Consider the following 25,316-nt stretch of genomic DNA (forward strand, 5'->3'; position numbering starts at 1 on the left):
GGAACGGCGGCCGGCCGGTGAGCCGCCCCTCCCGCCGCCGGATACTCGTCGCGGTCGGCGTCGCCCTCTGCGTGCTCGTCGCCTCCGGGGCCGCGGTGTGGGTGCTGACCCCGCACCGGGCCGAGGACGAACCCCTGGCCGAGGCCGAAGCAATGCCGGGCGTGCGGGTCGAGATCAGTGACGACGTCGTCGTCCTGGAGCCCGAGGGCGCCGCCTCCGGCACCGGGGTGGTGTTCTATCCCGGTGCCCGTGTGGAGGCCGAGGCCTACGCGGCCTCCTGGGTGCCCGTCGTCGAGGCCACCGGGACCACCGTCGTGATCCCCCGGATGCCGCTGCACCTGGCGGTCCTGGACCCGGACCGCGCCGACGCCGCCGTGGCCGACCACGGTGAGGGCGTGGAGCGCTGGTACCTGGGCGGTCACTCGCTGGGTGGGGCCATGGCCGCCGCCCACGCCGGAGGCGAACCGGCGTTCCCCGTGGCCGGGGTGGTCCTGTGGGGCTCCTACGCCACCGGGGGCGCCGGGCTGGCCGACCGGAACGACCTCGCGGTGCTCTCCGTGTCCGGGAGCGAGGACGGACTGTCCGATCCGGCGGCGATCGACGCGAATCGGGGCCACCTGCCCGAGGACGCCGTCACGGTGGAGATCGACGGGATGAACCACGCCCAGTTCGGGGCCTATGGCGACCAGTTCGGTGATGGCACCGCCCGGATCGACGACCGTGCCGCTCGGAGCGCCCTGGCCGAGACCGTGACCGCGTTCCTGGAACAGCACTAGGGGAGGTAGCGAACGCGCCGCACCGGGATGGTTCCGGTGCGGCGCGGCGTGGACGTGGTCAGCCCTGGGGCGGCTCCTGCGGACCCGAGGGGCCGCCCTGCGGCGGCTGCTCCGGGCGCTGGCGGCCTCCCGGGCCCGGCTGCTGCGGCGGCTGCTGGGGTCCACTGGGAGGCTGGGGCGGCTGCTGATAGGGGTTCTGCGGTCCCGTGGGGTGGCCCTGCGGCGGCTGCTGGGGCTGCTGCGCACCGGGGTACTGCTGCTGCGGGGCGCCCTGCTGCGCGTAGGGTGCCTGGCCCGGTGCCCGGCCCGGCTGGGGGCCGTACCCCTGCGGGCCGCCGGGCACCGGCGCGCCCTGAGCGGCGGCCTGCTTGCCGCGCGCGCTCAGCACGCCGAACACCAGCAGGACGATCGCGATCAGCAGGCCCAGCCGGGTCACGAGGGTGTAGGTCGAGGCGACCCAGGGCGGCATGAGGCCCGGCGGGGCCACGGCGTCGAGGTCCAGCATGGGGAAGGCGAAGAACCGCAGGTAGACGGTCCAGCCGATCGAGGCCAGGCCGAGGAGGACGAACAGCGCGCCGCTGGTGAGGATCAGACCCTTGCCGCTGGGCGCTCCGCCGGCCCGGACGAGCGCGATGGCGCCCACGGCGATGAGGGCGATCCCCGAGAGCAGGACGGAGAAGACGAGCGAGATCATGATGGGCTCCGGGTCGGGATCAGCGCTGGGCGGGGCCGGGCTGGTACGGCCCGACGGGAGCGTGCGGCGGGTGGGCGGGCCGCGGTCGGGCGAGGCGGCGGGTGGCGGCGAACACGAGCAGGACGAGCCCGGCGTCGAAGAGCGCGAGGAACAGGAAGTCGATCACGTCGAGGAGGATGAACGAGGTCCGGCCGTCGAAGAAGGTCGCGAAGATCTCCTCCAGGCGGAAGTAGGCGACCGTCAGGAACAGGAAGACGATCGACGCGACGAGGATCAGCCCGCCCGCGGCGGCGGTCAGCCCCTTGCGCCCGGACGGCGCGGCGAACGCGCCGATCAGGGCGGCGATGCCGGCGAGCACGAGGAGGATCGCGCCGATGAGGGACGGTAGGTGGACGCTGCTCTCGAGCATGAGACTCCTGGTGGGGAGGAGGGGCGGGCGGAGACCGGTCCGTCCGCTCCCGGGCCGCAGGGGTGCGCGTCAGACCCTAGCGTCCCGTCCTGACCAGGTCGATGCCCTGACCACTGGCGGCCAATGGACGGCCAGGGGGCGTTGCGCGAGCATGGTGTCGTGCGTAACATCGCATCGAATCGATTCGATCACGGAGGGGATGGCACGGTGCGGATCTCCGACGTGGCCAAGCACGCGGGCGTGTCTCCGAGCACGGTGTCCTATGTCCTCAGCGGCAAGAGGTCGATCTCCGAGACGACCCGGCGCCGCGTCCGGGAGAGCATCGACGCCCTCGGCTACCAGCCGCACGCGGGCGCGCGCTCCCTCGCCAGCCGCCGCAGCAACGTCATCGCCCTCGTCATCCCCCTGCGCGAGGACGTGCACGTCCCGGTCGCCATGCGCTTCGCCGTCTCGGTGACCACCTCCGCCCGCACCCACGACCACGACGTCCTGCTGCTGACCCAGGGCGAGGGCCCCGACGGGCTGCGCCGGGTGGCGGGCAGCGCCATGTGCGACGGCGTCATCGTCATGGACGTGGAGGCCGACGACGCCCGCGTGCCGGTGCTGCGCTCGCTGGACCTGCCCTCCGTGCTCATCGGTGTCCCCGAGGACGTCGAGGGCCTGACCTGTGTGGACCTCGACTTCGCCGCCGCGGGTGCCGCCTGCCTGCACCACCTCGCCGACCTCGGGCACACCGACGTCGCCTTCGTGGGCCAGCCGCCCTCGGTCTACGAGCGGCGCACCGGGTTCGCCGAGCGCACCGTCGCCGGATACGAGGCCGCCGCCCGCGAACGCGGCGTGCGCGCGACCCTGCACCCCTGCTCTCCCGACACCGCGCGGGACGTCGCCGCCGGGCTCGTCCGCGACCGTCCCGACCTCACCGGCCTCATCGTCCACAACGAACCCTCGGTCGCCCCGCTGCTGGACGCCTTCCAGGAGCTGGGCCGCACACCGCCCGAGCTGTCGGTGGCCGTCATCGGCCCGCCCGCCCCCGTCGTTCCGCCGCTCACCTCGGTCGACCTGCCCGCCGAGGCGGTCGGCGCCCGGGCCGTGCAGCTGCTGATGGACAAGATCGACGGTCTCGGCGGCCCCGGCGTCACCCTCCTGGAGCCCCGGCTCACCCCCGCGGGCAGCACCGCCCCGCGCACCTGACCTCATTCCCCCTGGCCCGACGATCCGCCCGACCCGACCCCCACCCCCGTTGTCGAAGCGCTTCGACAGCACCCCCCAACCGGAAGGACGACGCGTGTTCAACGAGATCGAGGACGGCATCGAGTGGCGCGGCAGCCATCAGGTCGTCCGTGCCCAGGCGTGGGGCCCCGACGGCATCCGCGTCCGCGCCGGACTGTCGGTCCTGCGCGAGGACCTGCCCGGCGCCCTGGTCGAGCCACGGGTGCCCGCCACCGCCACGGTCACCGTCGAGGCGGACCGGGCCGTCCTCGCCAACGGGGCCCTGACCCTGGAGATCGACCACGCCGGGATGCTCCGCTTCCTGGACGCCTCCGGCGACGAACTGCTCGCCGAGGAGCGCGCCCACTTCTGGTGGCCCGGACCCCGCGCCTACAGCTCCACCGGCCACGGCTACTACCGCATCGAGCAGCGCTTCCGTGCCTACGACGGCGAGAAGCTGTTCGGGCTCGGGCAGCACACCCACGGGCTGTTCGACCAGAAGGGCGCCGTCGTCGACCTCGTGCAGCGCAACGCCGAGGTCACCATCCCCTTCATGGTCTCCTCGCGCGGCTACGGGCTGCTGTGGAACAGCCCCGCCACCGGCAGGGTGGAGCTGGCCGGCAACGGGACCCGGTGGGTCAGCGACAGCGCCCGCCAGATCGACTACTGGGTCACCGCCGGCGACGGCCCCGCCGGGATCATGTCGAACTACGCCGACGCCACGGGCCACGCCCCCGAGCTGCCCGAGTTCGCCTCCGGGTTCTGGCAGTGCCGACTGCGCTACAAGACCCAGGACGAGCTCATGGAGGTCGCCCGCGAGTACAAGCGGCGCGGACTGCCGCTCTCGGTCATCGTCAGCGACTTCTTCCACTGGACCCACCTGGGCGACTGGAAGTTCGACCCCGCCGAGTGGCCCGACCCCAAGGCCATGGTGGACGAGCTGCGCGAGATGGGCGTGGAGCTGATGGTGTCCGTGTGGCCCTCGGTGAGCCCGCTCAGCGAGAACTACGACGAGATGCTCGCGCGCGGCTACCTCGTCGCCACCGAACAGGGCCCGCCGGTGCACGCCGACTGGGCGGACAAGGGGGTCGACGCCCACGTCCAGGTGTCGTTCTACGACCCCACCAACCCCGACGCCCGCGCCTTCGTGTGGGACCGGGTGCGGCGCAACTACCTCGACCTGGGCATCCGGGTGTGGTGGCTGGACGCGTGCGAGCCGGAGCTCAAGCCCGGCCACCCGGAGAACCTGCGCTACCACGCCGGCCCGGGGACGGAGGTGGGCAACATCTACCCGGCCGAGCACGCGCGCGGCTTCCACGAGGGCATGCTCGCGGCGGGGGAGCCCGACGTCATCACCCTGTGCCGGTCGGCCTGGGCGGGCAGCCAGCGCCACGGCGCGGCCCTGTGGTCGGGGGACATCCCCGCCACCTTCGACTCCCTGCGCACGCAGATCCGCGCCGGGCTGAACGTCGCCATGTCCGGCATCCCGTGGTGGACCACCGACATCGGCGGCTTCCACGGCGGCGACCAGGAGTCCCCGGAGTACCGGGAGCTGCTGGTGCGCTGGTTCCAGTACGGGGTGTTCTGCCCGCTGTTCCGGCTGCACGGGTTCCGGGAGCCGTTCGTCGACGCCCTGCACCCGGACATGTCGGGCGGGCCCAACGAGGTGTGGTCGTACGGGGAGGAGGTCTACCCGCTGCTGCGGGACATGCTCTTCCTCCGCGAGCGCCTGCGGCCCTACGTCATGGAGCAGATGCGCGCCGCCCACGAGCGGGGCCTGCCCCCGATGCGGCCGCTGTTCGTGGACTTCCCGGACGACCCGCGCGCCTGGGAGGCCGAGGACGCGTTCCTCTTCGGCCCGGACGTGCTCGTCGCCCCGGTGACCGAGTTCGGGGCGCGCTCCCGCAGGGTGTACCTGCCCGAGGGCTCCACCTGGGTCGACCCGTGGTCCGGCGCTGTGCACGCGGGCGGCACGGAGATCATGCTGGACGCGCCCCTGGACCGGGTCCCGGTCCTGGTGCGCGGCGGCGCCGACGTGCCGATCGTCGGCTGACCGGGCACGCCCCAGGCGGCCCCGGCGGGCCGTGCCCCCTCCACGGCCCGCCGGGCACCTCGGACACCGGCGCCCCGGTGCGGGCGTCGAACGAACGCTCGTTCTACCGTGGTGCCATGGTTCGTATGTCCCAGGAGCGCATGGACGCGCGCCGCCGGCAGATCCTCGACGCCGGCCGGCGCTGTTTCGTCCGCAACGGCTTCCACGCCACGTCCATGCAGGACCTCCAGTCGGAGACCGGCCTGTCCATGGGCGCGGTCTACCGCTACTTCAGCGGCAAGGAGGCCATCGTCGCGGCGATCGCCGCCGAGGCCCTGTCCGAGGTCGCCGGGGCCTTCGAGGAGGGGGACGGGGCCCTGCCGCCGGGCCTGGAGGACTTCGTCGACCTCGTGCTGTCGGGCGGCGGGCCGGTGATGAACGCGACCGCGGAGTCGGCGGGACTCCTCGTCCAGATCTGGGGCGAGGCCCTGCGGTCGCCGTCCCTGGCCGCACGCCTGCGGGAGGTCATGGGCGGAGTCCGGGCCCTGATCGGCGCCCTGGTCGCCCGCCACCAGGAGCGGGGCGGACTCCCCGCCGGCGTCCCGCCCGAGCACGTCGCCGATGCCCTGATCGCCGTGGTGGACGGCTTCATGGTCCGGCGCGCGGTCTACGGCGACGCGGACCCGGCGGCGTTCCGGGACGGGCTGCGGGCGCTCATGGCGGCGTCCCGGTCGCCGGAGACATAAAAGAACGAACGTTCCTCTTGTATGGCGGAGGGCTTCGTGTTCTCCTAGAAAGAACGAACGTTCATTCTGGGAGGTTGGTATGAGTACCGACAACGACGTCCTCATCGTGGGGGCCGGGCCCACCGGGCTCGTCCTGGCCATCGAGCTGGCCCGGCGCGGAGTCGTGCCACGCGTCATCGACGCGGGACCCGCGGACGTCCGCGAGAGCCGGGCCGTGGCGGTCGTGGCGCGGTCCCTGGAGATGCTGGACGACCTCGGCGTGGCCGAGGCCGCCGTCGCGCGGGGCATCCCCCTGCGCACGGTGTCCTTCCACCAGGGCGCCTCGCCGCTGGCCGACATCGACCTGTCCGCCCTGGACTCCCCGTTCCCGATGGACCTGTGCCTCCCGCAGTGGCAGACGGCCGGGCTGCTGCGGGCGCGGGCCGAGGAACTGGGCGTCACCATCGAGTGGGGCACGCGCCTGGCCGCCCAGGCGACCGACGGGGACGCCGTCACCGCCGAGATCGTCCACGGGGACGGCCGCGTCGAGCAGTGGACGACGCGCTGGCTCGTGGGGTGCGACGGGGCGCACAGCACCGTGCGCCGCACGTCGGGTTTCGGATGGGAGACCGACGACCTGCGCCGGGGCTTCATCGTCGGCGACGTGGCGGCCGACTGGGACCTGTCGCGGGACCGCTTCCACGCGTTCTTCGGCACGGGCGGTGTCCTGGCGGTCTTCCCGATGGTGGGCGGCCTGTGGCGCGTCCTGGCCAACACCCCCGACGACCGGCCGCCCGCCGTCCCCGCGCTGGACGACTTCGCCGGGTACGTCGACCGGCGCACGCCCCTGGAGGTCCGTCCGCACGAGCTGGCGTGGAGTTCCTCGTTCGTCGCCCGCGAAGGGCTCGCCGACCGGTTCCGGCACGGCCGCGTCCTCCTCGCGGGCGACGCGGCGCACAGCCACAGCCCGGTGGGCGGCCAGGGCATGAACACGGGCATGCAGGACGCCTACAACCTCGGGTGGAAGCTCGCCCTCGTCGCCACCGGGCTCGCGGACCCCTCCCTGCTCGACAGCTTCGAGGACGAACGCCGACCGGTCGCCCGCTCGGTGATCGAGGCGACCTCCACCGCGACGCGCGTCGTGACGAGCCGATCCCTCGTCGTCCGCCGGGCACGCCGCCACGGCCTGCGCTTCCTGGGCCGCCTCAACGCCACCCAGCGCAGGATCGCGACCGCCCTCGGGGAGCACCTGGTCAACTACCGTGACAGCGCGCTCGTGTCCCAGGCGTGGGAGGGGTCCCGGGCCCCGGCGTGGAGCGACGGCGCGCGTACCGGTCCCGCAGGAGGCGAGCAGGCACCGGACGCCTACCTGGAGACCCGCGCGGGCGCCACCGCGCTGCGGCACGTCTACCGCGACCCCGGGCACCACCTGGTGCTGTTCGCCGCGGACGTCGCCGATCCCGCCGTCCTGCGGTCCTGGGCCGACGCCGGACGCGCGGCCATGGGCGGGTACGGGCGCGTCCACGTCGTGGTGCGGGGCCACCTGCCCGCCGAACCCGTCGAGGGGGTCGTGGCCGACCTGCGCGGGGAGGCCCACAACCGCTACGGGGTGCGCCGCCCGAGCCTGTACCTGGTCAGGCCGGACAAGTACGTCGGCTACCGGGCCGACGGCATCGACACCGCACCGGTGCGGGACTACTTCCGCGCCCTGGCGGAGGTCCGGGAGGCGGTCCGCGAGGACCCGCCCTCACCGGGCCGGACGGGGCGCGCCGCATACTGGCCGGATGAGTGAACTCGAAGAGACGGGACGGACCCCCGAGGCCGTCGACACACGGGCCCTGCTCGACCTCGCCGGGCAGCACCACGCACGCACGTCCCGCACGCTGGGGAGCAGGGAGCTGGGCGGCCACCTGGTCAAGGCCTACGCCCTGGAGGCGCCGCGCCGCCTGGTGAGCGCCAAGGTGGAGGCCGAGGCGCTGCGCATCGCCGAGGCGCACCTGCGGCTGGGGAGCGCGCGGGGCTCGCTCGGGCTCGCGGTCCTCATCGTGCACGCGGGCGGGGACGGCGACTACGTCCTCGTGCACAGCTGGATCGAGGGCCACATGTCGGACCTGGCGGTCTTCACCGGGCCGGCCGGACGTCCCGAGCGACTGCGGCCGGGACGCAACGGGCTGGCCCCCTGCGTGTGGGAGGCGGCGATCCTGGCCCACGAACGCGACGCGTTCACCCGCCACGTGCTTGACGCCCGGGGCGGGATCGCCGACCGCCTCGCCGCGTGGGAGGCCGACACCCTGGAGGGGGAGGTGCGATGAGCCCCGCTCCCCGGGTCCGCCCCGCACGGCGCGAGGACCTGCCCCGCGTCGCCGCGCTCGCCGCCGAGCACGCCGCCTTCGAGAAGGCGCCGCCGCCCGCGCCCGACCTCGCCGAGCGTCTGGCGGCCCTGCTGTTCGACACCCCCGAGCCCCGGCTCGCGTGCCTGGTCGCGGAGTCCGCCGGGGGCGAGGTCGTCGGCTACGCGACGTGCTCCCCGGAGGTCTCCACCTGGGCGGGCCGCGAGTACCTGAGCATGGACTGCCTCTTCCTCCGGGACGGCACCCGCGGACAGGGGCTCGGCGCCCGGCTGGTGGACGCGGTCGTGGCCGAGGCCCGCCGCCGCGGCCTCGACGAGGTGCAGTGGCAGACCCCGGTGTGGAACACGGACGCGGCGCGCTTCTACGACCGCCTCGGCGCTCGCGGGAAGGAGAAGCTCCGCTACACCCTGCCGACGACGTGAGGCAGACCTGTCCCGTGCCGGCCACGGCAGGACGCCCGTCCCGCGGTCCGGGGGAGAGGAGGCGGGTATCCCTCCTCCATGAGCGAAAACCTCCGCCGACTGTTGGGCCTCGGGGTCTGGATCGTCCTCCTCGTATTCCTGTTCGCGGTGCAGAACTCCGACGAGGAGGACGAGGAGAAGGAAGCGCCCCCGCCCACGGACGTGTACCAGCCGCCGGACCCCTATGTCCCGCCCCCGCTCCCACCTCAGTTCCCGCCTCAGGCCCCGTTCCCGGACACCCCGTACCCGTAGCCGACCCGGACACCCCCGTCGTGGATCCGGTCGGAGCATGAGGCGGTCCGGCCCGCGCACCCGCCGGACGGCGCCGCCGAGGGCCGCGCCGCCCGGTCCGGCCTCGGCCGCGTCAGTGCTGCCTGGCCTCCTGGACGGCCTCGGCGAGCTCCTCCTTGCTCATCTTGGAGCGGTTCGGCACGTCCAGGTGCCGGGCCTGCTCGTAGAGGCGCTGCTTGGGGATCTTCGCCGAGGCGGGGTCGAACAGCTCCAGCTCCTCCGCGCGCCGGCGGCTGAAGGCCGTACCCAGCTCCGTGACGCGCTTCTGGCCGACCGCCCGCTTCAGCGCGGGGAGGATCTCGCTCTCCTCCTCCTCGACGTGGTGCTTGACCGCGTCGACGAACTCCCGCAGGCGCTCGTCGAAGGTGTCGCTGTCGGGCTCGCAGTCGCGCAACCGGCCGAGCAGCTCCTCGGCCTCCTGGTGCTCCTCCGCGCTGTGGCGGACCTGGGGCACCTCGCCGGTCGTGCGGACGACGACGGGGTACACCTCGTCCTCCTCCGCCCGGCTGTGCGCGGTGAGCATGGCCTCGACCTCGTCCAGCAGGCGCGGACGCTGGTCGCGCTCGTTCTCCAGCCGGTCGAACAGCCGCTCCATCTCGCGGTGGTCACGGGTGATCAGGGTGATGGCGTCCTCGGCCATGGTCTCCTCCGGTTTCACAAGGGCTGAGACCACCGCCACTACCCAGGGCCCGGACGGCCAGACACCGGTTTTTCGAACCTTGACCGTCCGGGTCCCTCCGGGACCGCCCGAGCCCCGCGTACCCCGCGCCCTCCGACGGCTACCGGACGCCGAAGAGGTGCTCCAGGGCCAGCTGGTCCAGCTTCTCGAAGTGGTAGCCGCGCTCGCCGACCTCCGCCAGGTCGATCTCCTCGGTGAGCAGGTCCGCGACGCTCTCGCCCTCGGCCAGCGTGGGCCGGGACAGCTCCGGCACCCGGGCGGCCTCCAGCGCGGCGGCGACCTCGGGGTCGGCGCGGAAGGCGCGCGCCTTCTCCCGCAGGATGAGGTAGTTGCGCATGCACGCCCGCGCCGACTCCCACACGCCGCTCATGTCCTCGGTCCGCGGCGGCTTGAAGTCGAAGTGGCGGGGCCCGTCGTAGCCCGCGCTCTCCAGCAGGTCGACCAGGAAGAACGCCTCCTTCACGTCGCCCGCGCCGAAGCGCAGGTCCTGGTCGTACTTGACGCCGCGCTGCCCGTTGAGGTCGATGTGGAAGAGCTTGCCCGCCCACAGCGCCTGGGCGACCCCGTGCGCGAAGTTCAGCCCGGCCATCTGCTCGTGCCCGACCTCCGGGTTGACCCCCACCATCTCGGGGTGCTCCAGCTCGTTGATGAAGGCCAGGGCGTGGCCCACGGTCGGCAGCAGCACGTCGCCGCGTGGCTCGTTGGGCTTGGGCTCGATGGCGAACCGCAGGTCGTAGCCCTGCTCCCGCACGTAGCCGCACAGCAGGTCGAACGCCTCGCGCAGCCGGTCCAGCGCCGCGGCGTCGTTCTTGCCCGCCTCGGTCTCCGCGCCGTCCTGGCCGCCCCAGCACACGTAGGTGGTGGCGCCCATGGACACCGCGAGGTCGATGTTGCGGATGACCTTGCGCAGCGCGTAGCGGCGCACGTCGCGGCTGTTGGACGTGAAGCCGCCGTCCCGGAACACCGGGTGGGTGAAGAGGTTGGTGGTGACCATGGGGACGGCCAGGCCGGTCTCCTCCAGCGCGCCCCGGAAGCGCTTGAGGATCGCCTCCCGGTCGGCGTCCGAACTGCCGGGCGGGATGAGGTCGTCGTCGTGGAAGGTGATCCCGTGGGCGCCCAGTTCGGCCAGCCGCCGGACGGCGTCGGCGCCGTCCAGCGGCGGCCGTACCGGGTCGCCGAACGTGTTGACCCCGCGCCAGCCCACGGTCCACAGACCGAAGGTGAACTTGTCCTCGGGCACCGGGCGGAAGTCGTTCATGCGTGTCTCCAGGAGTGGCGGGATCAGTCGGCCCGCTCAGTCTGCCCAGAGTGCGGCTAGTTTGTCTAGTGGAACAACTAATTAGCGGCGGCGTGTCCCCGCAACACCGCGAAACCTCCTCCCGGCACCACCAACCCGTCGGCGGCACGCCCGGTGACCAGGTCGTGGGCGTCGGAGTCCAGGCCCAGCCGCACCGGGTCGATCCGCCGCGGCCCCGCGCCGTGGTTGGTGACGAACACCCACACGCCCCCGTCGCCGACCCGCCGCACCACGTCCAGTTCCGGCTCCGGGAACGGCCCCGTGCCCGCCGCCTCGGCGATCAGGCTGCCCAGGCCCCGGTCGGTCAGCCGCGCCGACACGTACCAGGCCTCCCCGGCGCCGTACCGGTGGCGCGTCACCGCCGGTTCGCCGTCCAGCCGGCCGCCCGCGTACCGGGCCACCGCGTCGGCGCCCTCCAGGTGGACGTGCTCGCTCCACTGCGTGACCTCCTCGCGGACCGAACCCAGGTCCAGCGCGGCCGTCTCCCCGGGGAACAGCGGGTGGAACTCCTCCACCCGCACCCCGAGCAGGTCGCGCAGCGCGCCCGGGTACCCGCCCACGCGCACCGTGGAGTCCGGATCGGCCACCCCGCTGAGGTAGGTCACCACCAGCGTGCCGCCGCCCGCGGTGAAGTCCGCCAGTCGACGCGCCGCCTCGTCCGACAGCAGGTACAGGGCGGGGACGACCAGCAGCGGAACCGGGGGCAGCGGCCGGTCCGGGCGGACGAAGTCGACCGTGCGCCCCGACCGCCACAGCACGCGGTGCACCTGGCGCACGGCCTCCAGGTAGTCCGTCCGGGCGGGCAGCGACGGACTGCCCAGCGCCCACCAGCACTCCGGGTCCCACGTGACCGCCGCGTCCGCGACCACGTCGGCGTCGCGGGCCTCCGCGATCCGGCCCAGGACGCCGCCCAGGTCGCACACCTCCCGGAAGATCCGCGAGTCCGGACCGGCGTGCGGCACCATCCCCGAGTGCCACTGCTCCGCGCCGCCCCGCGAGGCCCGCCACTGGAAGAACATCGCGCCCTGCGAGCCGCGGGCCACGTGCGTCATGCTGTGCCGCGCGATCTCGCCGGGCGGCTTGGGGCGGGTGATCTCCCCCGTGTAGGCCACACCCGCCGCCTGCTCCATCAGCAGCCACGGGCGCCCCGGACCGGGAACGCGGGTGGCGAAGGAACGGGCCAGATCGCCCGCGAACGCGGTCTGCTCGGCGCCCTCGGTCCCCATCCGGTCCGGGTAGTCGTCCACCGCGATGAGGTCCAGGTGCTCGGCCCACCGCCAGGGGTCGACCGGCACCCAGTCGCCGAAGGCGAAGTTCGTCGTCACCGGCACCTCCGGCCGGGCGCGGCGCAGGACGTCGGCCTGGTCCAGGAAGTGGTCGAGCATCTCGTCCGACAGGAACCGCCGGAAGTCCAGCACGTGCGCCGGGTTGGGCCGGTACTGGGTGGCGCGCGGCGGCTGGACCTGTTCCCAGTCCGTGTAGGTCTGGCTCCAGAAGGAGGTGGTCCACGCCCGGTTGAGCGTGTCCAGGTCGTCGTGGCGGCGGCGCAGCCAGTCGCGGAACGCGCGGGCGGCGTGCTCGGAGTGCGTCCAGGAGCCGTACTCGTTGTGCACGTGCCACATGGCCAGCGCCGGGTGGTGGGCGTAGCGGTCGGCCAGGGCGGTGGCCATGCGCACCGACGCCTCCCGGTAGGCCGGGGCGCACACGTCGTAGGTGTCGCGGCTGCCGTGCGTGAGCCGTGTGCCGTCGGCCGTCACGGGCATGGCGTCGGGGTGGGCGAGTCCGAACCAGGGCGGCGGCGAGGCGGTCGGCGTGGCCAGGGCGACACCGATCCCGGCGCCGTGCAGCCGGTCCAGGACACGGTCGAGCCACGCGAACCGGTACTCGCCCTCCGCCGGTTCCAGCAGCGCCCAGGAGAACACGCCGACGGTGGCCAGGGTGACCCCGGCCGCGCGCATGAGCTCGACGTCCTCGACCTGGACCGCCTCGGGCCACTGCTCCGGGTTGTAGTCGCCGCCGAACCAGAGTGGAGCGGACATGCGGGACTCCTTGATTGGGGGACAAAGCCAACTAAGTATGGCGAGTGACCGCTCGCCCGGGTAACACCCCTCATCCCTGGAGTCCCGATGGCCGACATCCCGCCCCTCCTCACCCGCCATCCCGTCCGTGACTGGGAGGACGCGCTGATCACCGGGAACGGCCGGGTGGGCGCGCTCGCCCACGCCACGGCCGACCGGACCACGCTGACACTCGCCCACGAACGGCTGTTCCTGCCGGTGGAGGCGTCCCTGCCCGCCCCGGAGACCGCGCGGATCCTGCCCGAACTGCGGTCCCTGCTGCGGCGGGGCCGGTCACGCGCGGCGGCCGAGCGGATCACCGCGTTCGCCGCCGCCGAGGACCCGGGCTACGCCGCCGGGACGCGGTGGACCGACCCGCTGGTGGGCGCGGCCGTCCTCGCCTTCGCGCCCACCGCGCCCGGGACGGGGCCGGTGCCGCGCCGCTGCGACTTCGGCTCGGGCGTGGTCACCGAGCACCTGCCGGACGGCACGGTCCACCGGGTCTTCGCCTCGCGCGTGCCCGACGCGGCCGACGCCGTGGTCGCCGAGTTCACCCGGCCGGGCACCGAAGGACTGGACGGACTGCTGCGGCTCACCCTTCCGGACGACGAGCCCCCTGTTCCGGTCACCGTGGACTCCGAGATCCGGACGGACCGGTTCGCGCTGCGGGTGGGCTTCCCCGAACGCCCGCCGGGCACGCTGCCGGGGTACGCGGTGACGTGCGAGATCGTCGCGGAGGGCGGCCGGGTCGACGCGACACCGGACGGCCTGCGGGTGCGCGGTGTCACGCGGCTGCTGGTGGTGGCCCGGGTCCGGGTCGGCGCCCCCGGGGAGTCGGACCCGCCGCCGGTCGAGTCGGCGGAGCCGCCGATCACCGGCTTCGACGAGCATCTCGTCCGTCACCGGGAGGTCCACGGCGAGCTGATGGGCCGCTTCCGCGTCCACCTGCAAGGTCCGGACCACGCCGGCTCCGAGGGCACCGGAAGCGCGGAAGACGCGCCCGGTGGGTCGGAGGTGGCCGGTGGGGCCGCTGCGGAAGCTCGCGGAGCCACCGGTGTGCCCGGTGCGGCCCCGGCGCCGGAGGTGACGGGGGAGGAACTTCTGGCGTCCGGGGCGACGCCCGAACTCGTCGCCCGGCTGGTCGACGCCGGACGGTACGCGATCGTGTCCAGCTGCGGCGACCTGCCGCCCACCCTCCAAGGGGTCTGGAGCGGCACCTACGACCCCCCGTGGCGCTCCGGCTACACCTTCGACGGCAACCTGCCCTCCGCCGTGGCCGCCCTCCACACCACCGGCACGCCCGAACTCATGCACGGCCTCTTCGACCTCCTCGATGGCATGGTCCCCGAACTCACCGAGAACGCCCGCCGCCTCTACGGCTGCCGGGGCCTGCTCCTGCCGGCGCACGCCTCCACCAGCGGGCGGCACAACCACTTCGGCCCCGAGTGGTGCCTGACCTGCTGGACCTCCGGAGCCGCCTGGATGGCACGGCTGTACTGGGACCACTTCTCCCACACCCGCGACCGCGCCTTCCTGCGCGAGCGAGCGCTGCCCTTCCTCACCGGGGCGGCGGAGTTCCACGAGGACTTCCTCACCGACGACGGCTTCGTGCCCTCCTACTCACCGGAGAACACCCCGGCGGACGGCGACGGCCAGGCCGCCGTCAACGCCACCCTCGACGTCGCCGCCGTGCGCGACCTCACCCGCAACCTCGTGCGCGCCCACCGGGAACTCGGCCTGCCCGGCGCCCGCCGCTGGCTGCGGCTGGCCGCCCGCGTGCCCGGCTACCGCGTCTCCGACGCCGGCGAACTCGCCGAGTGGGCGGGCCCCGCCGGGCCCGTGGAACAGCGCGACCAGCACGCCCACCGGCACGCCTCCCACCTGTTCCCGCTCTGGTACGAGCCCGACCCCGCCTTCGCCGACCCCCGCCTGCGCGCGGCGGCCGTCCGCACCGTCCGGGCCCGGCTCGCCTGGTGGCGGGGCCAGGAGTCCGACGAGATGGCGTTCGGGCTCGTGCAGCTCGGCCTGGCGGCGGCCCGGCTCGGCCTGGCCGAGGAGGCGCATGAGACGCTCGCGCTCCTGGCGACCCGGTACTGGCGGCCGACCCTGGTCTCCACGCACAACCGGGGCGCCCTGTTCAACGTCGACATCGGCGGCGGCTTCCCGGCGGTCGTCGCCGCGATGCTCGTCCGCTCGTCCGAGGGGCGGGTGGATCTGCTGCCGGCGCTCCCGCGCGCCTGGTCCACGGGCCGGGTCGAGGGTCTGCGGGCGCGCGGCGGCGTCATCGTCGACCGCCTGGAGTGGGGGAGCGGCGCGGGAACCGCGCTGCTGCGGTCCGTGGAGCCCCGAACCGTGCGCGTCGGCCTCCCCGGCGGCGCGTTCCACTCCGTGCGGACCGGCCCTCGGAACGGGGTCACCGTGCGTTTCCGGCTCTGCTCCGAAGCCGATCGTCGAAGCGCTTCGAAAATTCTGGGTTGACCCCCTTGCTCTCCGTTAGTCGGATTACCAAACTAATGGGGACTTCGCGCCCGTCTCCGTCGGACATCCGGCGGAGACGGGTCTACCCCCACCCCTGGAGTCCGTCATGTCTCCACACCCCCCGCATCCCCCACATCCCGCACACCCCACGCACACCGACTCCCCGCGGCCCCGGCCCCGGCCGCGCTCCGGCCGCACCCTCCTGGCAGTCGCCGCCGCGGTCCTGCTCACCGCGACGGGCACCGCCGCCGTCCACTCCGCACCCGACCCGGCCGCCGCCCAGGAGAGCGCCTACACCTGGGACAACGTCCAGATCGCCGGCGGCGGCTTCGTCCCCAACATCATCTTCAACGAGTCCGAACAGGACCTGATCTACGCCCGCACCGACATCGGCGGCGCCTACCGCTGGGACCCCTCCACCGAGCGCTGGAACCCGCTGCTCGACTGGATCGGCTGGGACGACTGGGGGTGGACCGGCATCGTCAGCCTGGCCACCGACCCCGTCGACCCCGACCGCGTCTACGCCGCCGCCGGGACCTACACCAACGACTGGGACCCGAACAACGGCGCCATCCTGCGCTCCGACGACCGCGGCGAGACCTGGGAGGTCACCGAGCTGCCCTTCAAGCTCGGCGGCAACATGCCCGGCCGCGGCCTCGGCGAGCGGCTGTCCGTGGACCCCAACGACAACAGCGTCGTCTACTTCGGTGCCCGGGGCGGCCACGGCCTGTGGCGCAGCACCGACTTCGGCGAGACCTGGGCCGAGGTGGAGGAGTTCCCCAACCCGGGCGACTACGTCGAGAACCCCGACGACGAGTTCGGCCTCCAGAGCGACATCACCGGCGTGACCTGGGTGGAGTTCGACCGCCGCACCGGCTCCGAGGGCTCGGTGACCCAGGACGTGTACGTCGGCGTCGGCGACCTCGGCGACCCCGTCTACCGCAGCCAGGACGGCGGTCGGACCTGGGAGCCGCTGGCGGGCGCCCCCACCGGGCACCTGCCCGCGCACGCCGTCCTGGACCACGAGGGCGGCCAGCTCTACCTCGCCACCACCGACACCCCCGGCCCCTACGACGGCGCGTCCGGCGACGTGTGGCGCTTCGACACCGGGACCGAGGAGTGGGCCAACATCAGCCCCGTCCCCTCGACCTCCGAGGACAGCGCCTTCGGCTACGGCGGGCTCACCATCGACCGCCAGAACCCCGACACCCTCATGGTCACCTCCCAGATCTCCTGGTGGCCGGACAACCAGATCTTCCGCAGCACCGACCGCGGCGAGACCTGGACGCAGGCCTGGGACTGGGGCAACTACCCCGAGCGCGAGACGCGGTACGAGATGGACATCTCCACCGCGCCCTGGCTCGACTTCGGCGGACCGGGCGAAGCACCCGAGACACAACCGAAGCTGGGCTGGATGAGCCAGGGCATGGCCATCGACCCCTTCGACTCCGACCGGTTCATGTACGGTACCGGCGCGACCATCTACGGCAGCGACAACCTGACCAACTGGGACACCGACACCACCGTCGACATCGAGGTCAAGGTGCACGGGCTGGAGGAGACCTCCATCCGCGACCTCGCCGCGCTGCCCGACGGGCCGCTCGTCTCGGTCATGGGCGACATCGGCGGCTTCGTCCACGAGGACCTGGGCACCGTCCCGGACGAGATGCACCAGGACCCCTACTGGGGCAACGGCACCGGTGTGGACTTCGCCGAACTCGCGCCCGACACGGTCGTCCGCGTCGGTGACGCCGAGGACGACGCCACCTCGCACATCGGGGTGTCCACCGACGGCGGCCAGAACTGGTGGGGCGGACAGGAGCCCGACGGGGTCACCGGCGGCGGCACGGTCGCGGTGAACGCGGACGGCTCCGCGATCCTGTGGAGCGCCGAGGGCGCGGGCGTGCACGTGTCCACGACCACCGGTTCCTCCTGGACCGCGTCCTCCGGCGTACCGGCGGGAGCGCGGGTGGAGGCCGACCGGGTCGACCCGGACGTGTTCTACGCGGTCGCCGACGGCACCTTCTACACCAGCACCGACGGCGGCGCGACCTTCACCGCCTCCGACGACACCGGCCTGCCGGCCGAGGGCGACATCCGCTTCGGAGCCGTTCCCGGGCACTCCGGTGACGTGTGGGTCGCGGGCGGCGAGGCGGACGGCGAGTACGGCATGTGGCGGTCCACCGACGCGGGCGCCTCGTTCGAGCGGATCGAGGCCGTGGACGAGGGCGACGCGGTGGGCTTCGGCGCACCGGCGCCCGGTGAGGACTACCCGGCCGTGTACACCAGCTCCCGGATCGACGGCGTCCGCGGGATCTTCCGCTCCGACGACGCGGGCGTCACGTGGACGCGGATCAACGACGACCAGCACCAGTGGGGCTGGACGGGTTCGGTGGTCACGGGCGACCCGGACGTCTACGGGCGGGTCTACGTCGGGACCAACGGGCGCGGGATCATCTACGGCGACCTCGCCGACGGAGGCGGGAATCCGGATCCGGACCCGTCGCCCAGCCCGTCCGAGGACCCCGACCCCTCGCCCAGCCCCTCCGAGGACCCCTCACCGGAGCCGGGGGCGTGCGAGGTCGCGTACACGGTCAACGGCGCCTGGTCGGGCGGATTCGGTGCCGACGTGGCGGTCACCAACACCGGGACCGAATCCGTCGACGGCTGGGAGCTGGCCTGGGGCTTCACCGCCGGTGAGCAGGTCACGAGCCTGTGGGGCGGCAGCCACGAACAGGCCGGGGACACCGTCACGGTCACCGACGCCGGGTGGAACGCCCGGATCGAGCCGGGGGAGTCGGTGACGGTCGGCTTCAACGGCGCCGTCGACGGCACTCCGGGCACACCGGAGGAGTTCACGTTGAACGGGCAGGCGTGCGACTGACCTGAGCCTCCGCCACGGAGGGATCGACCAGGGCCCCGAGGACATTGCTGACCTCGGGGCCCTACCCATCGGTGTCGGGTCTTCGCTACCCGGGCTCAGGTCTCCTCGGACGAGTCTGCGGACCGCAGTTCCTCGTTGATGCGCAGGGCCTCCTCCAGCTGATCCTCAAGAATGATGATCTTGCAGGCGGCCTCGATCGGGGTGCCCTCGTCGACGAGTTCGCGGGCACGGGAGGCGATCCTCAGCTGGTAGCGGGAGTAGCGGCGGTGGCCGCCCTCCGAGCGCAGGGGCTCGATCAGCTTGGCGTCGCCGAGGGCGCGCAGGAAGGCCGGCGTCGAGCCGATCATGTCCGCGGCGCGGCCCATCGTGTAGGCGGGATAGTCATCATCGTCAAACCGGTCACCGGTCTTATGACGGGACAAGCGCTCTTCTTTCTCTCTCCTGAACGCACGTCGAGGGCCCCAGCGCCGAATGGCGCCGGGGCCCGAGAGTTCAATACCACCTACCGGCTGATGCCGGTCTTCCGCTTCCCGAGGTCAAGCTGGGACGGGATCGCGGGGATCGCGGTTGTGAGACCGTGGACCACCTTCTTCCGAACCGGGGCCTGCGGTACCCGAGCGGAACAAGCCCACGCCCGGGCGATCCTGATGGCATCTACTCCTCTCGATCTCTTCGTGCGTTTCCTGCTCAGCGGTGCTACCGGCTCCCGACGCCGTGTTGCGATGCGCGCCGGTCGAGCCTTACCGCGTCCTTCTTTCCTGCTCCGGCTTCCCCCGTGCTGGCGGGATGCCGGTCCTGCTGTACTGCTACGACCTCTCCTGTGAGAGCGAGACGCCGGTCCTTCTCTACTGCTCCGGCTTCCCCCGTCCTGGCGGGACGCCGGTCCTTCAACCTGCTCCGGCTTCCCCTGTCCGAGCAGGATGCCGGTCCTTCCTTACTGCTCCGATGTCCCCCGTGCTGGCGGGCCATCGGTCCTGCTGCGGTGCTACCGGCTCCCGACGCCGTACTGCCATGCGCGCCGGTCGAGCCCTACCGCGTCCTACTTTCCTGCTCCGGAATCCCCCGTCCTGGCGGGACGCCGGTCCTGCTCTCCACCGGCGTATCCGGTGGTCCTGCGGTGGATCTCTGTGGCTACGACAGGAAATCTAGCAGTGCACTCTGCGGATGTCTACTCTCGCCACTGGAGATTTTTGTGAGTCCCGGGAACGAGTATCGAGGACGCGCGGAGCGCGTGCCTGTGCCGGGTCATCCGTCGACCAAGGTCCGGTCGTTCCGCGCGTCAGTCCCGCTCCCACGGCCTCCCTGGCGCGAACCTGGAGTCCGTGCACGCAGGACAGCCGAACCCGAGGGGGGACGATGATCGTCACGATCGTTGGTGCCGGGAACATGGCTCGTGGCATCGCGACCCGGGCGCTGGCGGGTGGACACCAGGTGCGCCTGGTCGACAGGACGGCGGCCAAGGCCGAGAACCTGGCCATGGAACTCTCGGACGACACCGGCGGTACGGCCACGGGGGGCTCGTCCATCGAGGAGGGCGCCACGGGCGCGGCCGTGGTCGTTCTCGCCGTGCCCTACCCGGCCGGGCGCGAGGTGATCCAGCAGCTTCCGCAGACGCACCCGGTCGTGGTGGACATCTCCAACCCGGTGGACTTCACGACCTTCGACTCCCTCGTCGTGCCGCCCGGGGTCTCGGCGGCCGAGGAGATCGCGGCCGAGAATCCGGGGGCTCGCCTGGTCAAGGCGTTCAACACGACCTTCGCGAGCACACTCGTGGCCGGCGAGGTGGACGGCCGACCGCTCGACGTCTTCCTCGCCTCGGACGACGACGGCGCGAAGGAGACCGTGGCCGGACTCGTGCGTGACGGTGGTCTGCGGCCCCTGGACGCCGGCGCGCTGCGTCGGGCACGGGAGCTGGAGGCGTTCCAGTTCCTGGTGATGACCATGCAGGACCGGCTCGGCCTGGGCTGGTCCAGTGCGGTCAAGATCCTGCCCTGATCCGGCTGGGCGGGCCGGAACTCACGCCGTGGCGGCCTCGATCTCGAACCAAGCGTGGGTGCCGTGGACCGGGTGCGGGGTCAAGCCCCAGCGGTCGGTCACGTTCTCGACGATGAAGAGCCCGCGGCCGGACTCGGCCTCCTCGGCGGCCTCGCCCGCCACGGCGTGGAGGGTGACGTGGCCGTGGTCGTGGACGTCCACGCGCAGGGTCGGTGTGCCGCCGGTGAGCCACGTCAGGTCGAGGTGTACGGGCGGTCGGCCGTGCGTGACGGCGTTGGTGACGATCTCACTGATCGCGAGGGTCGCGGCTTCGGCGAGCCGGTTGTGCTGTAGGCGGTCCAGGAAGTCACCGACCAGGCGCCGGGCCTTGATCGCACTGGCGAGGGTTCCCGGTAGCCGGTGGGACTCGTGGGCCCGGGCGTCGAGCGCGAGCGTGTCCTTCGCTGTCGAAGGCTCCACGGCGGGCTCCTCCCTGGCTGCGGTGGTAGGGCCCTGGCCGATGAGGCCGGTGGTGCTGGCGGTGGAGATCATCACGCCGTTCCTCGGAGCAGATAGCGGTGTCGATGGTGGTGGGAACGCTCCCGAACAGGGACGTCGACGGGCCACGGTCCCCAGGGGTCTGGGGAAGCCGGTTCGACACCGGTGTTGCTGGCCGGTTTCCGCTTGCTCTCACCCTGGTCGTTAAGGTGATCATGGCCACATCCAGGAGAGGTTTCAATGCATGCGGGCTCGACTTGAGGTTTTTCTGACCTTTCTTCACTCAACGGCGCCCGGTGGTGCCTCTGGGTGATGATCCCTGGTCGTTCGTCCCACGAGGGGCATGGTCGAGGTGGCCGGCGGCCCCGGAAGAGTCGCTCGCCGGGGCCGCCGCCCCTGAGGTCCGGGGTCGCTCCGCTCGACGGTGACGGCTTTGGGCACCCACTTCTCCAGGGTTGCCAAGTCGGTGCAGCTGGTGATCCTGGACCGCTCTTCGTCGGAGACGGCGAACCCGCGTGCCTGGAGCACCGCGATCACGTTCTGGGCCGCCTCAGCCGCGCGGCCCTCTTCGCGGCCCACTTCCAGGCCCTCTTCCCGGCCCATTCCGACGTACTTCTTGGCGAAGTCACTCTGCCACTCATAAGGCTTGACGGACATCAAGCGCTCCAGCTCCATCCGGGCGACCTCATTGAGAACGGTGTGCAGGATGGGGATGCCAGGTTGGATCTGGACGATCCGCAGCGGGATCTCGTGGTCGCGGGTGGGCAAAGGGGTCCTGTCTGTCGAGGGTGGGTGCTGGTCGGTCAGCGGGTGAAGACGTAGGGGCGCAGGCCGGGCGGTGTCCGGTCGGGGGCGAGCGCGAAGGTGGCCCAGACGTGGGTGCCGAGATCGGCCCAGGGCGCGAGTCGGAAGTATCCCCAGGCTGTGGACAGGTTCTCGACCAGAACGAGGCCGCGCTGGCCCTCGGCCCAGTCCCATTCGTCGGCGGTGCGCTCGGTGGGGATGCGCGGTGTGCCGCCGCCACCGCCGAGGTCGCTGAGCGAGACGCGCAGCGTGCACGGGCCGGGCATGGACAGGGCCCGGATGACCTCGCCCCCTTCGCCGCCGGAGTCGGTGTACTTGACGCAGTTGGCCAGCAGTTCGCTGGTGACGAGTTGGAGGGTGTCGACCAGGTCGGCATCGAATCCGGCCAGGTCGGTGGCGAGGTCGGCGCGGACCCGCCTGAGTTCGGACAGGTGGCCGCGGTAGGTGCGGTGTTCCCAGAAGACGACCGGGCGTGCCTCCTCGGTGGGTGCGTACGTCATACGGCCACCGCCGTGCGCTGCTGCTCGATCCAGGCGCGGGTGACCCGGCGGAGTTCGGACAGGTCGTCGGCCGACTGCCAGGGGCGGGGCACCGGCACCGGCACGGGCGCGAGGAGGTCCCCGGACGGCGCCGGAGCCGCGTTCGGGACTGGTGAGCGCCAGGGCGTGGAGGCCCATCGGTCGAGGCGTGCGCGGGCCTGGGCCTGCACACGGGCGAGGTCGCGTTCGTTCTCGAAGGCCCGGTAGTAGCCGCGCACGAGGGCGACGTCTTCGGCCGGGATGCGTTCGCGAGGAGGGGCCAGGCGGGGCGAGGGGCGAGGTGCCGGAGGGGCGCTGGCCTGCGCTGGAACGGGGGCGGGAAGGGGTGCGTAGCGGCGGACCCTGGTGGAGCGGCGACGGCGGGCGACGGAGTGTCGTCCGCGCGCGGGTGCGAGGAAGGCCCGGAGGAGGGCGATGGCATAGCTGAGGACGGCAGGGCTAAACTGAGCCATGTCGGCAATCCTTTGGTTAAAGGGGAACGTTGCTGGCCACGGCCTCGGACGCGAACTAGCGTCGCGGGGCCTCCGCTTGTTCTGTTGTGTTTGCCAAGAAGATTAGGGCATGTTCGAAGTGGAAGGCGAGCTTACCGGTGAGTATTTTTTCCGGTGCTCGGAATTTTTGGAAAACCCCAGGTCGGGTGGGTACTGAGTGAAGTTTTCAGAATGGTAGGAATGGTGGGAGTTCATCCGAATAATGGGTGATTTGCCCTATCTCTCTGGACCCCTTCTGTACGAAGGGAGCGGCGCGTCGGAACCCGAGGCGGCGTTTCGGCGTCGAAGCACCTGCCGTCGGACACCGCCGGACACTGCCGGAGCAGGCCGGTTACGGGGCGAGCCCTGACGAGAGGACTCACGTGGTCGTGGACGGGATGGACCCTCAGGACCGGAACGCGCTGATCCTCCTGGCCGCCGGGGTCCTCGTGCTCGCCGTGATCGGGCTGGTCGCCTTTCTTTCCACACGCGCGAGCCGGGGCGCGGACCCCGAGTTCTGGGGGCATGACGCGACGCCCTGGTACCTGGATCTCTTCGGAGCGCTCTCCGGGCTGCGGGAGAGCCGGGAGCAGGAGCATCGCCGACGCCAGGAACGTCCGGACCGAGGCGCGGGACGTGCTGGCACTCCTACGGCTCTGGTGTGAGAACCGGCGGGGGCAGCGGCCGGAGCGGTAGGGCCGGCGCCGATGTCGCCTCGGGTGGGGAGGACCAGCGCTCAGAGTCCCGAGGACGGCACGCGTGTGGCCGCGAGCGGGATCGCTCGCGGCCACAGGTGGTTCGTCAGGGCTTCTAGGGGTGCTGCTTGAGGGAGTCCACGAGCGCGGTCCACTCGGCAGCACCGAACGCGAGGTGCCCGAGCTCGCGGTTCTGGGTGTCCCGCACCGCCGTGGCGACACCCTCGGCGACCTCCACGCAGTTGCCCGTACTACCGCCGCTGTAGCTGGACTTGTGCCATGAGGGAGCGGTCAGCAGGGCTTCGACACAGTTGGTCTCTGCCTTGCTGTAGCTGGACTTCTGCCACGTTCCTACGGTGATCACTCGACTTCTCCTTGTGCTTTCCTGATCAGCGCTCGTGACTGATCCGGGGGCAGAGCGAACCCTCGAAGATCCCCCATGCGGGATGTGTGCTCTTCCACGGTGTCCGTGTCGATGACCACACCTCCGACTGACCCGGTCTCCAGGTAGACGACGTTGCCGACGTCCGGAACCTTCAAGAGCATGAACCCGTTATCCAACCCTGGATGGTCCCAGGTGGCGGCTGGGATGATCAGCACCTCGACGCGACTCCGTTGCGAGGCTTCCCAGAGGTACTCAAGCTGCTCTTTCATGGTGGCAGGGCTACCGAGGCGCCGGTAGAGGACCGTCTCATCCAGGACGACCGAGAAGAACGGGGGGTCCTCTCGGCTGAGTATGTCCTGCCGCTTCGTTCGTTCCTGCACCTTCGCGTTCACCACGGCCTGATGTTCCGTCCGGCGGCCAGCCCGGATGGAGGCATGCATGTAGTCCCGTGTCTGGAGCAGCCCAGGGACCAGCAGCGGATGGTATTGCTGGATCAGAGTTGCGCGCAGCTCCAGGACCGGCAGCTTGCGGTACCAGTGCGGCGGTTCGTAGACCTCGTACTGGGCTTCCCACGCCGCGACCACGCGCCCGTCGCTGTTAAGGACGGTGTCGATTCGTTCTGCGGTGTCCTTTTTGGCGCGAGTCTTTCCCAGCTCTAGATCACTCACCGACGCCTGCGACGCCGGTAGCAGTCTCGCGAGCTTCGTCTGCGAAAGGCCCGCGTGTTCACGCAGCCTGCGCACTTCCGCGCCGAATTTTCGAGCCGCCGGGTCCACGCCATCCACCATGTATCGATACCTATCAGGTCTCCATCAGCCGCCAACAGTGGCTACGGAGTAATTCCGCTGTCCAAGCCGATCAGTGGAACGGGATCGCATTCCGGTGACACGGTGGTCGTCAGAGCAAAGAGGCCCGGCGGCTGAAACCGCAGCCCCGGGCCGTGGCTCGCACCCGTCACTTCGAGTACACCAGGCACGAACATGAACGAACGTACCTTTCCCGGTTCCGCTCCGGAAGGGATTCCCGCTCTCCGTCGATCGGCCATCCCTCCGCCCTGGCGACTGAACCTCCCCTCACCCGGCAAGCACGGCATCGTACTCGGCCTGGACCCGCACCACGTCGGCCTCGCCCGCCGATGGGCCGATCGCATCGCCCGGGACACCGACAGCGCGTCCTTCGCCCTCATCACCACCGTCAGCGAACTCGTCACCAACGCCCAGCGCCACACGCGGTCCGGCGACCCCGGCGGCACCACGACCGTCGTGGTCGAACGCCGTCCCTTCGCCTTCGTCCTGACCGTCACCGACAACGGCCCCCGGCCCGGTCCGACGATCCCCGTGCCCCGGATCGAGGACCGCCATGAACCCCTCGCGATCGGCGGGTACGGGCTCCGCGTGCTCGACACCCTCGCCGCGTACTGGGACTGGTCCGGCACGGCGGGCGGCCCACTGACCGTCCGTGCCCTGCTCGAACGGACCGGCGAACCCCCGGGAGCCGCCGTCCCGTGGACCGTGGTCGATCCCCGCTCGTAGAGCCGGGTGGCCGCCGGGACCGTCGTAGGGGGAGCCATATCGCCGGGTGGGACGCGCACTCACAGGTATCGAACCG

General features: G+C 72.0%; 25 protein-coding genes. 13 read left to right on the forward strand and 12 right to left on the reverse strand.

The features are described from left to right. Window positions 1–17 precede the first annotated feature (17 nt). Window positions 18–776 (forward strand): alpha/beta hydrolase, encoded by a 759-nt coding sequence (locus HNR10_RS17745; protein WP_312889323.1) that lies wholly within the window; start codon window positions 18–20, stop codon window positions 774–776. Between the two features lie 58 nt (window positions 777–834). On the opposite strand, the gene HNR10_RS17750 is transcribed toward HNR10_RS17745, so the two are convergent. After that, entirely contained in the window at window positions 835–1,470 is a 636-nt protein-coding gene (locus HNR10_RS17750) for a hypothetical protein (protein ID WP_179824974.1), read from the reverse strand. Window positions 1,471–1,489: 19 nt separating this feature from the next. Then, a complete protein-coding gene (locus HNR10_RS17755) occupies window positions 1,490–1,879 on the reverse strand; it encodes a hypothetical protein (RefSeq protein WP_179824976.1) in 390 nt (129 codons plus the stop codon). 207 nt (window positions 1,880–2,086) lie between these two features. Here HNR10_RS17755 and HNR10_RS17760 point away from each other — a divergent pair, with 207 nt between their 5' ends. The 7 genes from HNR10_RS17760 (at window position 2,087) to HNR10_RS17790 (ending at window position 8,909) form a co-directional block, all read left to right on the forward strand. Continuing rightward, window positions 2,087–3,070, forward strand: coding sequence for a LacI family DNA-binding transcriptional regulator (locus tag HNR10_RS17760; protein WP_179824978.1), 984 nt, complete (start codon window positions 2,087–2,089; stop codon window positions 3,068–3,070). A gap of 94 nt (window positions 3,071–3,164) precedes the next feature. Continuing rightward, window positions 3,165–5,141, forward strand: coding sequence for a glycoside hydrolase family 31 protein (locus tag HNR10_RS17765; RefSeq protein WP_179824980.1), 1,977 nt, complete (start codon window positions 3,165–3,167; stop codon window positions 5,139–5,141). Between the two features lie 116 nt (window positions 5,142–5,257). Next, on the forward strand, window positions 5,258–5,866 hold the full coding sequence (locus HNR10_RS17770; RefSeq protein WP_179824982.1) for a TetR/AcrR family transcriptional regulator: 609 nt from the start codon (window positions 5,258–5,260) through the stop codon (window positions 5,864–5,866). A 79-nt stretch (window positions 5,867–5,945) separates the two neighbouring features. Further along, window positions 5,946–7,637 (forward strand): FAD-dependent monooxygenase, encoded by a 1,692-nt coding sequence (locus tag HNR10_RS17775; protein WP_179824984.1) that lies wholly within the window; start codon window positions 5,946–5,948, stop codon window positions 7,635–7,637. Next, window positions 7,630–8,157 (forward strand): hypothetical protein, encoded by a 528-nt coding sequence (locus tag HNR10_RS17780; RefSeq protein WP_179824986.1) that lies wholly within the window; start codon window positions 7,630–7,632, stop codon window positions 8,155–8,157. Before HNR10_RS17775 ends, HNR10_RS17780 begins: the two co-directional genes overlap by 8 nt. Next, on the forward strand, window positions 8,154–8,618 hold the full coding sequence (locus HNR10_RS17785) for a GNAT family N-acetyltransferase (RefSeq protein ID WP_179824988.1): 465 nt from the start codon (window positions 8,154–8,156) through the stop codon (window positions 8,616–8,618). The genes HNR10_RS17780 and HNR10_RS17785 overlap by 4 nt, the downstream gene beginning before the upstream one ends. Window positions 8,619–8,696: 78 nt before the next feature. Beyond that, window positions 8,697–8,909, forward strand: a complete 213-nt coding sequence (locus HNR10_RS17790) for a hypothetical protein (protein WP_179824990.1) — start codon at window positions 8,697–8,699, stop codon at window positions 8,907–8,909. 112 nt (window positions 8,910–9,021) lie between these two features. Here the strand turns inward: HNR10_RS17790 and HNR10_RS17795 are convergent, their stop codons facing one another. The 3 genes from HNR10_RS17795 to HNR10_RS17805 form a co-directional block, all read right to left on the reverse strand. Further along, window positions 9,022–9,588 (reverse strand): hemerythrin domain-containing protein, encoded by a 567-nt coding sequence (locus HNR10_RS17795; RefSeq protein ID WP_179824992.1) that lies wholly within the window; start codon window positions 9,586–9,588, stop codon window positions 9,022–9,024. 139 nt (window positions 9,589–9,727) lie between these two features. After that, complete coding sequence (xylA, locus tag HNR10_RS17800; protein WP_179824994.1) at window positions 9,728–10,885, reverse strand: xylose isomerase; 1,158 nt, start codon at window positions 10,883–10,885, stop codon at window positions 9,728–9,730. A 77-nt stretch (window positions 10,886–10,962) separates the two neighbouring features. Further along, window positions 10,963–12,963 carry a beta-galactosidase gene (locus HNR10_RS17805; RefSeq protein ID WP_179824996.1) on the reverse strand — a complete coding sequence of 667 codons (2,001 nt, stop codon included), beginning with the start codon at window positions 12,961–12,963 and terminating at the stop codon, window positions 10,963–10,965. A gap of 87 nt (window positions 12,964–13,050) precedes the next feature. Between HNR10_RS17805 and HNR10_RS17810 the strand changes: the two genes are divergently transcribed. Beyond that, complete coding sequence (locus tag HNR10_RS17810; RefSeq protein ID WP_179824998.1) at window positions 13,051–15,459, forward strand: glycosyl hydrolase family 95 catalytic domain-containing protein; 2,409 nt, start codon at window positions 13,051–13,053, stop codon at window positions 15,457–15,459. A 106-nt stretch (window positions 15,460–15,565) separates the two neighbouring features. Beyond that, window positions 15,566–18,343: a cellulose binding domain-containing protein gene (locus HNR10_RS17815; RefSeq protein ID WP_179825000.1), complete on the forward strand. Its 2,778-nt coding sequence runs from the start codon at window positions 15,566–15,568 to the stop codon at window positions 18,341–18,343. Window positions 18,344–18,438: 95 nt separating this feature from the next. Here HNR10_RS17815 and HNR10_RS17820 read toward each other — a convergent pair whose 3' ends face one another. Then, the gene (locus tag HNR10_RS17820; protein ID WP_179825002.1) at window positions 18,439–18,765 is read right to left on the reverse strand and encodes a MerR family transcriptional regulator; all 327 of its coding nucleotides are present in this window, start codon (window positions 18,763–18,765) and stop codon (window positions 18,439–18,441) included. 934 nt (window positions 18,766–19,699) lie between these two features. Between HNR10_RS17820 and HNR10_RS17825 the strand changes: the two genes are divergently transcribed. Further along, window positions 19,700–20,338: an NADPH-dependent F420 reductase gene (locus HNR10_RS17825; RefSeq protein ID WP_179825004.1), complete on the forward strand. Its 639-nt coding sequence runs from the start codon at window positions 19,700–19,702 to the stop codon at window positions 20,336–20,338. A 21-nt stretch (window positions 20,339–20,359) separates the two neighbouring features. Here HNR10_RS17825 and HNR10_RS17830 read toward each other — a convergent pair whose 3' ends face one another. The 4 genes from HNR10_RS17830 to HNR10_RS17845 form a co-directional block, all read right to left on the reverse strand. Further along, window positions 20,360–20,869 (reverse strand): ATP-binding protein, encoded by a 510-nt coding sequence (locus HNR10_RS17830; protein ID WP_179825006.1) that lies wholly within the window; start codon window positions 20,867–20,869, stop codon window positions 20,360–20,362. Window positions 20,870–21,094: 225 nt separating this feature from the next. Then, window positions 21,095–21,583, reverse strand: coding sequence for an RpnC/YadD family protein (locus tag HNR10_RS32025; RefSeq protein WP_312889324.1), 489 nt, complete (start codon window positions 21,581–21,583; stop codon window positions 21,095–21,097). A 35-nt stretch (window positions 21,584–21,618) separates the two neighbouring features. Then, window positions 21,619–22,119, reverse strand: coding sequence for an ATP-binding protein (locus HNR10_RS17840; protein WP_179825008.1), 501 nt, complete (start codon window positions 22,117–22,119; stop codon window positions 21,619–21,621). Next, complete coding sequence (locus HNR10_RS17845) at window positions 22,116–22,610, reverse strand: hypothetical protein (RefSeq protein WP_179825010.1); 495 nt, start codon at window positions 22,608–22,610, stop codon at window positions 22,116–22,118. Before HNR10_RS17845 ends, HNR10_RS17840 begins: the two co-directional genes overlap by 4 nt. A gap of 416 nt (window positions 22,611–23,026) precedes the next feature. Here HNR10_RS17845 and HNR10_RS17850 point away from each other — a divergent pair, with 416 nt between their 5' ends. Further along, window positions 23,027–23,293, forward strand: a complete 267-nt coding sequence (locus tag HNR10_RS17850) for a hypothetical protein (protein ID WP_179825012.1) — start codon at window positions 23,027–23,029, stop codon at window positions 23,291–23,293. 145 nt (window positions 23,294–23,438) lie between these two features. Here the strand turns inward: HNR10_RS17850 and HNR10_RS17855 are convergent, their stop codons facing one another. Both HNR10_RS17855 and HNR10_RS17860 read right to left on the reverse strand, forming a co-directional pair. Continuing rightward, window positions 23,439–23,687 (reverse strand): DUF397 domain-containing protein, encoded by a 249-nt coding sequence (locus HNR10_RS17855; protein WP_179825014.1) that lies wholly within the window; start codon window positions 23,685–23,687, stop codon window positions 23,439–23,441. Further along, window positions 23,684–24,496: a helix-turn-helix domain-containing protein gene (locus tag HNR10_RS17860; RefSeq protein ID WP_179825016.1), complete on the reverse strand. Its 813-nt coding sequence runs from the start codon at window positions 24,494–24,496 to the stop codon at window positions 23,684–23,686. The genes HNR10_RS17855 and HNR10_RS17860 overlap by 4 nt, the downstream gene beginning before the upstream one ends. A 192-nt stretch (window positions 24,497–24,688) precedes the next feature. Here HNR10_RS17860 and HNR10_RS17865 point away from each other — a divergent pair, with 192 nt between their 5' ends. Further along, window positions 24,689–25,240 (forward strand): ATP-binding protein, encoded by a 552-nt coding sequence (locus HNR10_RS17865; RefSeq protein ID WP_179825018.1) that lies wholly within the window; start codon window positions 24,689–24,691, stop codon window positions 25,238–25,240. Window positions 25,241–25,316: the final 76 nt, after the last annotated feature.

Source organism: Nocardiopsis aegyptia, assembly GCF_013410755.1.
Taxonomy (GTDB): domain Bacteria; phylum Actinomycetota; class Actinomycetes; order Streptosporangiales; family Streptosporangiaceae; genus Nocardiopsis; species Nocardiopsis aegyptia.

What these genes read in the sequence shown, in the direction of transcription:
- xylA (WP_179824994.1), bottom strand. Translation starts at nt 10,885, where the DNA reads ATGAACGACTTCCGCCCGGTGCCCGAGGACAAGTTCACCTTCGGTCTG.
- HNR10_RS17780 (WP_179824986.1), top strand. Translation starts at nt 7,630, where the DNA reads ATGAGTGAACTCGAAGAGACGGGACGGACCCCCGAGGCCGTCGACACA.
- HNR10_RS17750 (WP_179824974.1), bottom strand. Translation starts at nt 1,470, where the DNA reads ATGATCTCGCTCGTCTTCTCCGTCCTGCTCTCGGGGATCGCCCTCATC.
- HNR10_RS17790 (WP_179824990.1), top strand. Translation starts at nt 8,697, where the DNA reads ATGAGCGAAAACCTCCGCCGACTGTTGGGCCTCGGGGTCTGGATCGTC.
- HNR10_RS17850 (WP_179825012.1), top strand. Translation starts at nt 23,027, where the DNA reads ATGGACCCTCAGGACCGGAACGCGCTGATCCTCCTGGCCGCCGGGGTC.
- HNR10_RS17845 (WP_179825010.1), bottom strand. Translation starts at nt 22,610, where the DNA reads ATGGCTCAGTTTAGCCCTGCCGTCCTCAGCTATGCCATCGCCCTCCTC.
- HNR10_RS17805 (WP_179824996.1), bottom strand. Translation starts at nt 12,963, where the DNA reads ATGTCCGCTCCACTCTGGTTCGGCGGCGACTACAACCCGGAGCAGTGG.
- HNR10_RS17825 (WP_179825004.1), top strand. Translation starts at nt 19,700, where the DNA reads ATGATCGTCACGATCGTTGGTGCCGGGAACATGGCTCGTGGCATCGCG.
- HNR10_RS17865 (WP_179825018.1), top strand. Translation starts at nt 24,689, where the DNA reads ATGAACGAACGTACCTTTCCCGGTTCCGCTCCGGAAGGGATTCCCGCT.
- HNR10_RS17795 (WP_179824992.1), bottom strand. Translation starts at nt 9,588, where the DNA reads ATGGCCGAGGACGCCATCACCCTGATCACCCGTGACCACCGCGAGATG.
- HNR10_RS17770 (WP_179824982.1), top strand. Translation starts at nt 5,258, where the DNA reads ATGGTTCGTATGTCCCAGGAGCGCATGGACGCGCGCCGCCGGCAGATC.
- HNR10_RS17775 (WP_179824984.1), top strand. Translation starts at nt 5,946, where the DNA reads ATGAGTACCGACAACGACGTCCTCATCGTGGGGGCCGGGCCCACCGGG.
- HNR10_RS17840 (WP_179825008.1), bottom strand. Translation starts at nt 22,119, where the DNA reads ATGACGTACGCACCCACCGAGGAGGCACGCCCGGTCGTCTTCTGGGAA.
- HNR10_RS17755 (WP_179824976.1), bottom strand. Translation starts at nt 1,879, where the DNA reads ATGCTCGAGAGCAGCGTCCACCTACCGTCCCTCATCGGCGCGATCCTC.
- HNR10_RS17785 (WP_179824988.1), top strand. Translation starts at nt 8,154, where the DNA reads ATGAGCCCCGCTCCCCGGGTCCGCCCCGCACGGCGCGAGGACCTGCCC.
- HNR10_RS17810 (WP_179824998.1), top strand. Translation starts at nt 13,051, where the DNA reads ATGGCCGACATCCCGCCCCTCCTCACCCGCCATCCCGTCCGTGACTGG.
- HNR10_RS17860 (WP_179825016.1), bottom strand. Translation starts at nt 24,496, where the DNA reads ATGGTGGATGGCGTGGACCCGGCGGCTCGAAAATTCGGCGCGGAAGTG.
- HNR10_RS17815 (WP_179825000.1), top strand. Translation starts at nt 15,566, where the DNA reads ATGTCTCCACACCCCCCGCATCCCCCACATCCCGCACACCCCACGCAC.
- HNR10_RS17830 (WP_179825006.1), bottom strand. Translation starts at nt 20,869, where the DNA reads ATGATCTCCACCGCCAGCACCACCGGCCTCATCGGCCAGGGCCCTACC.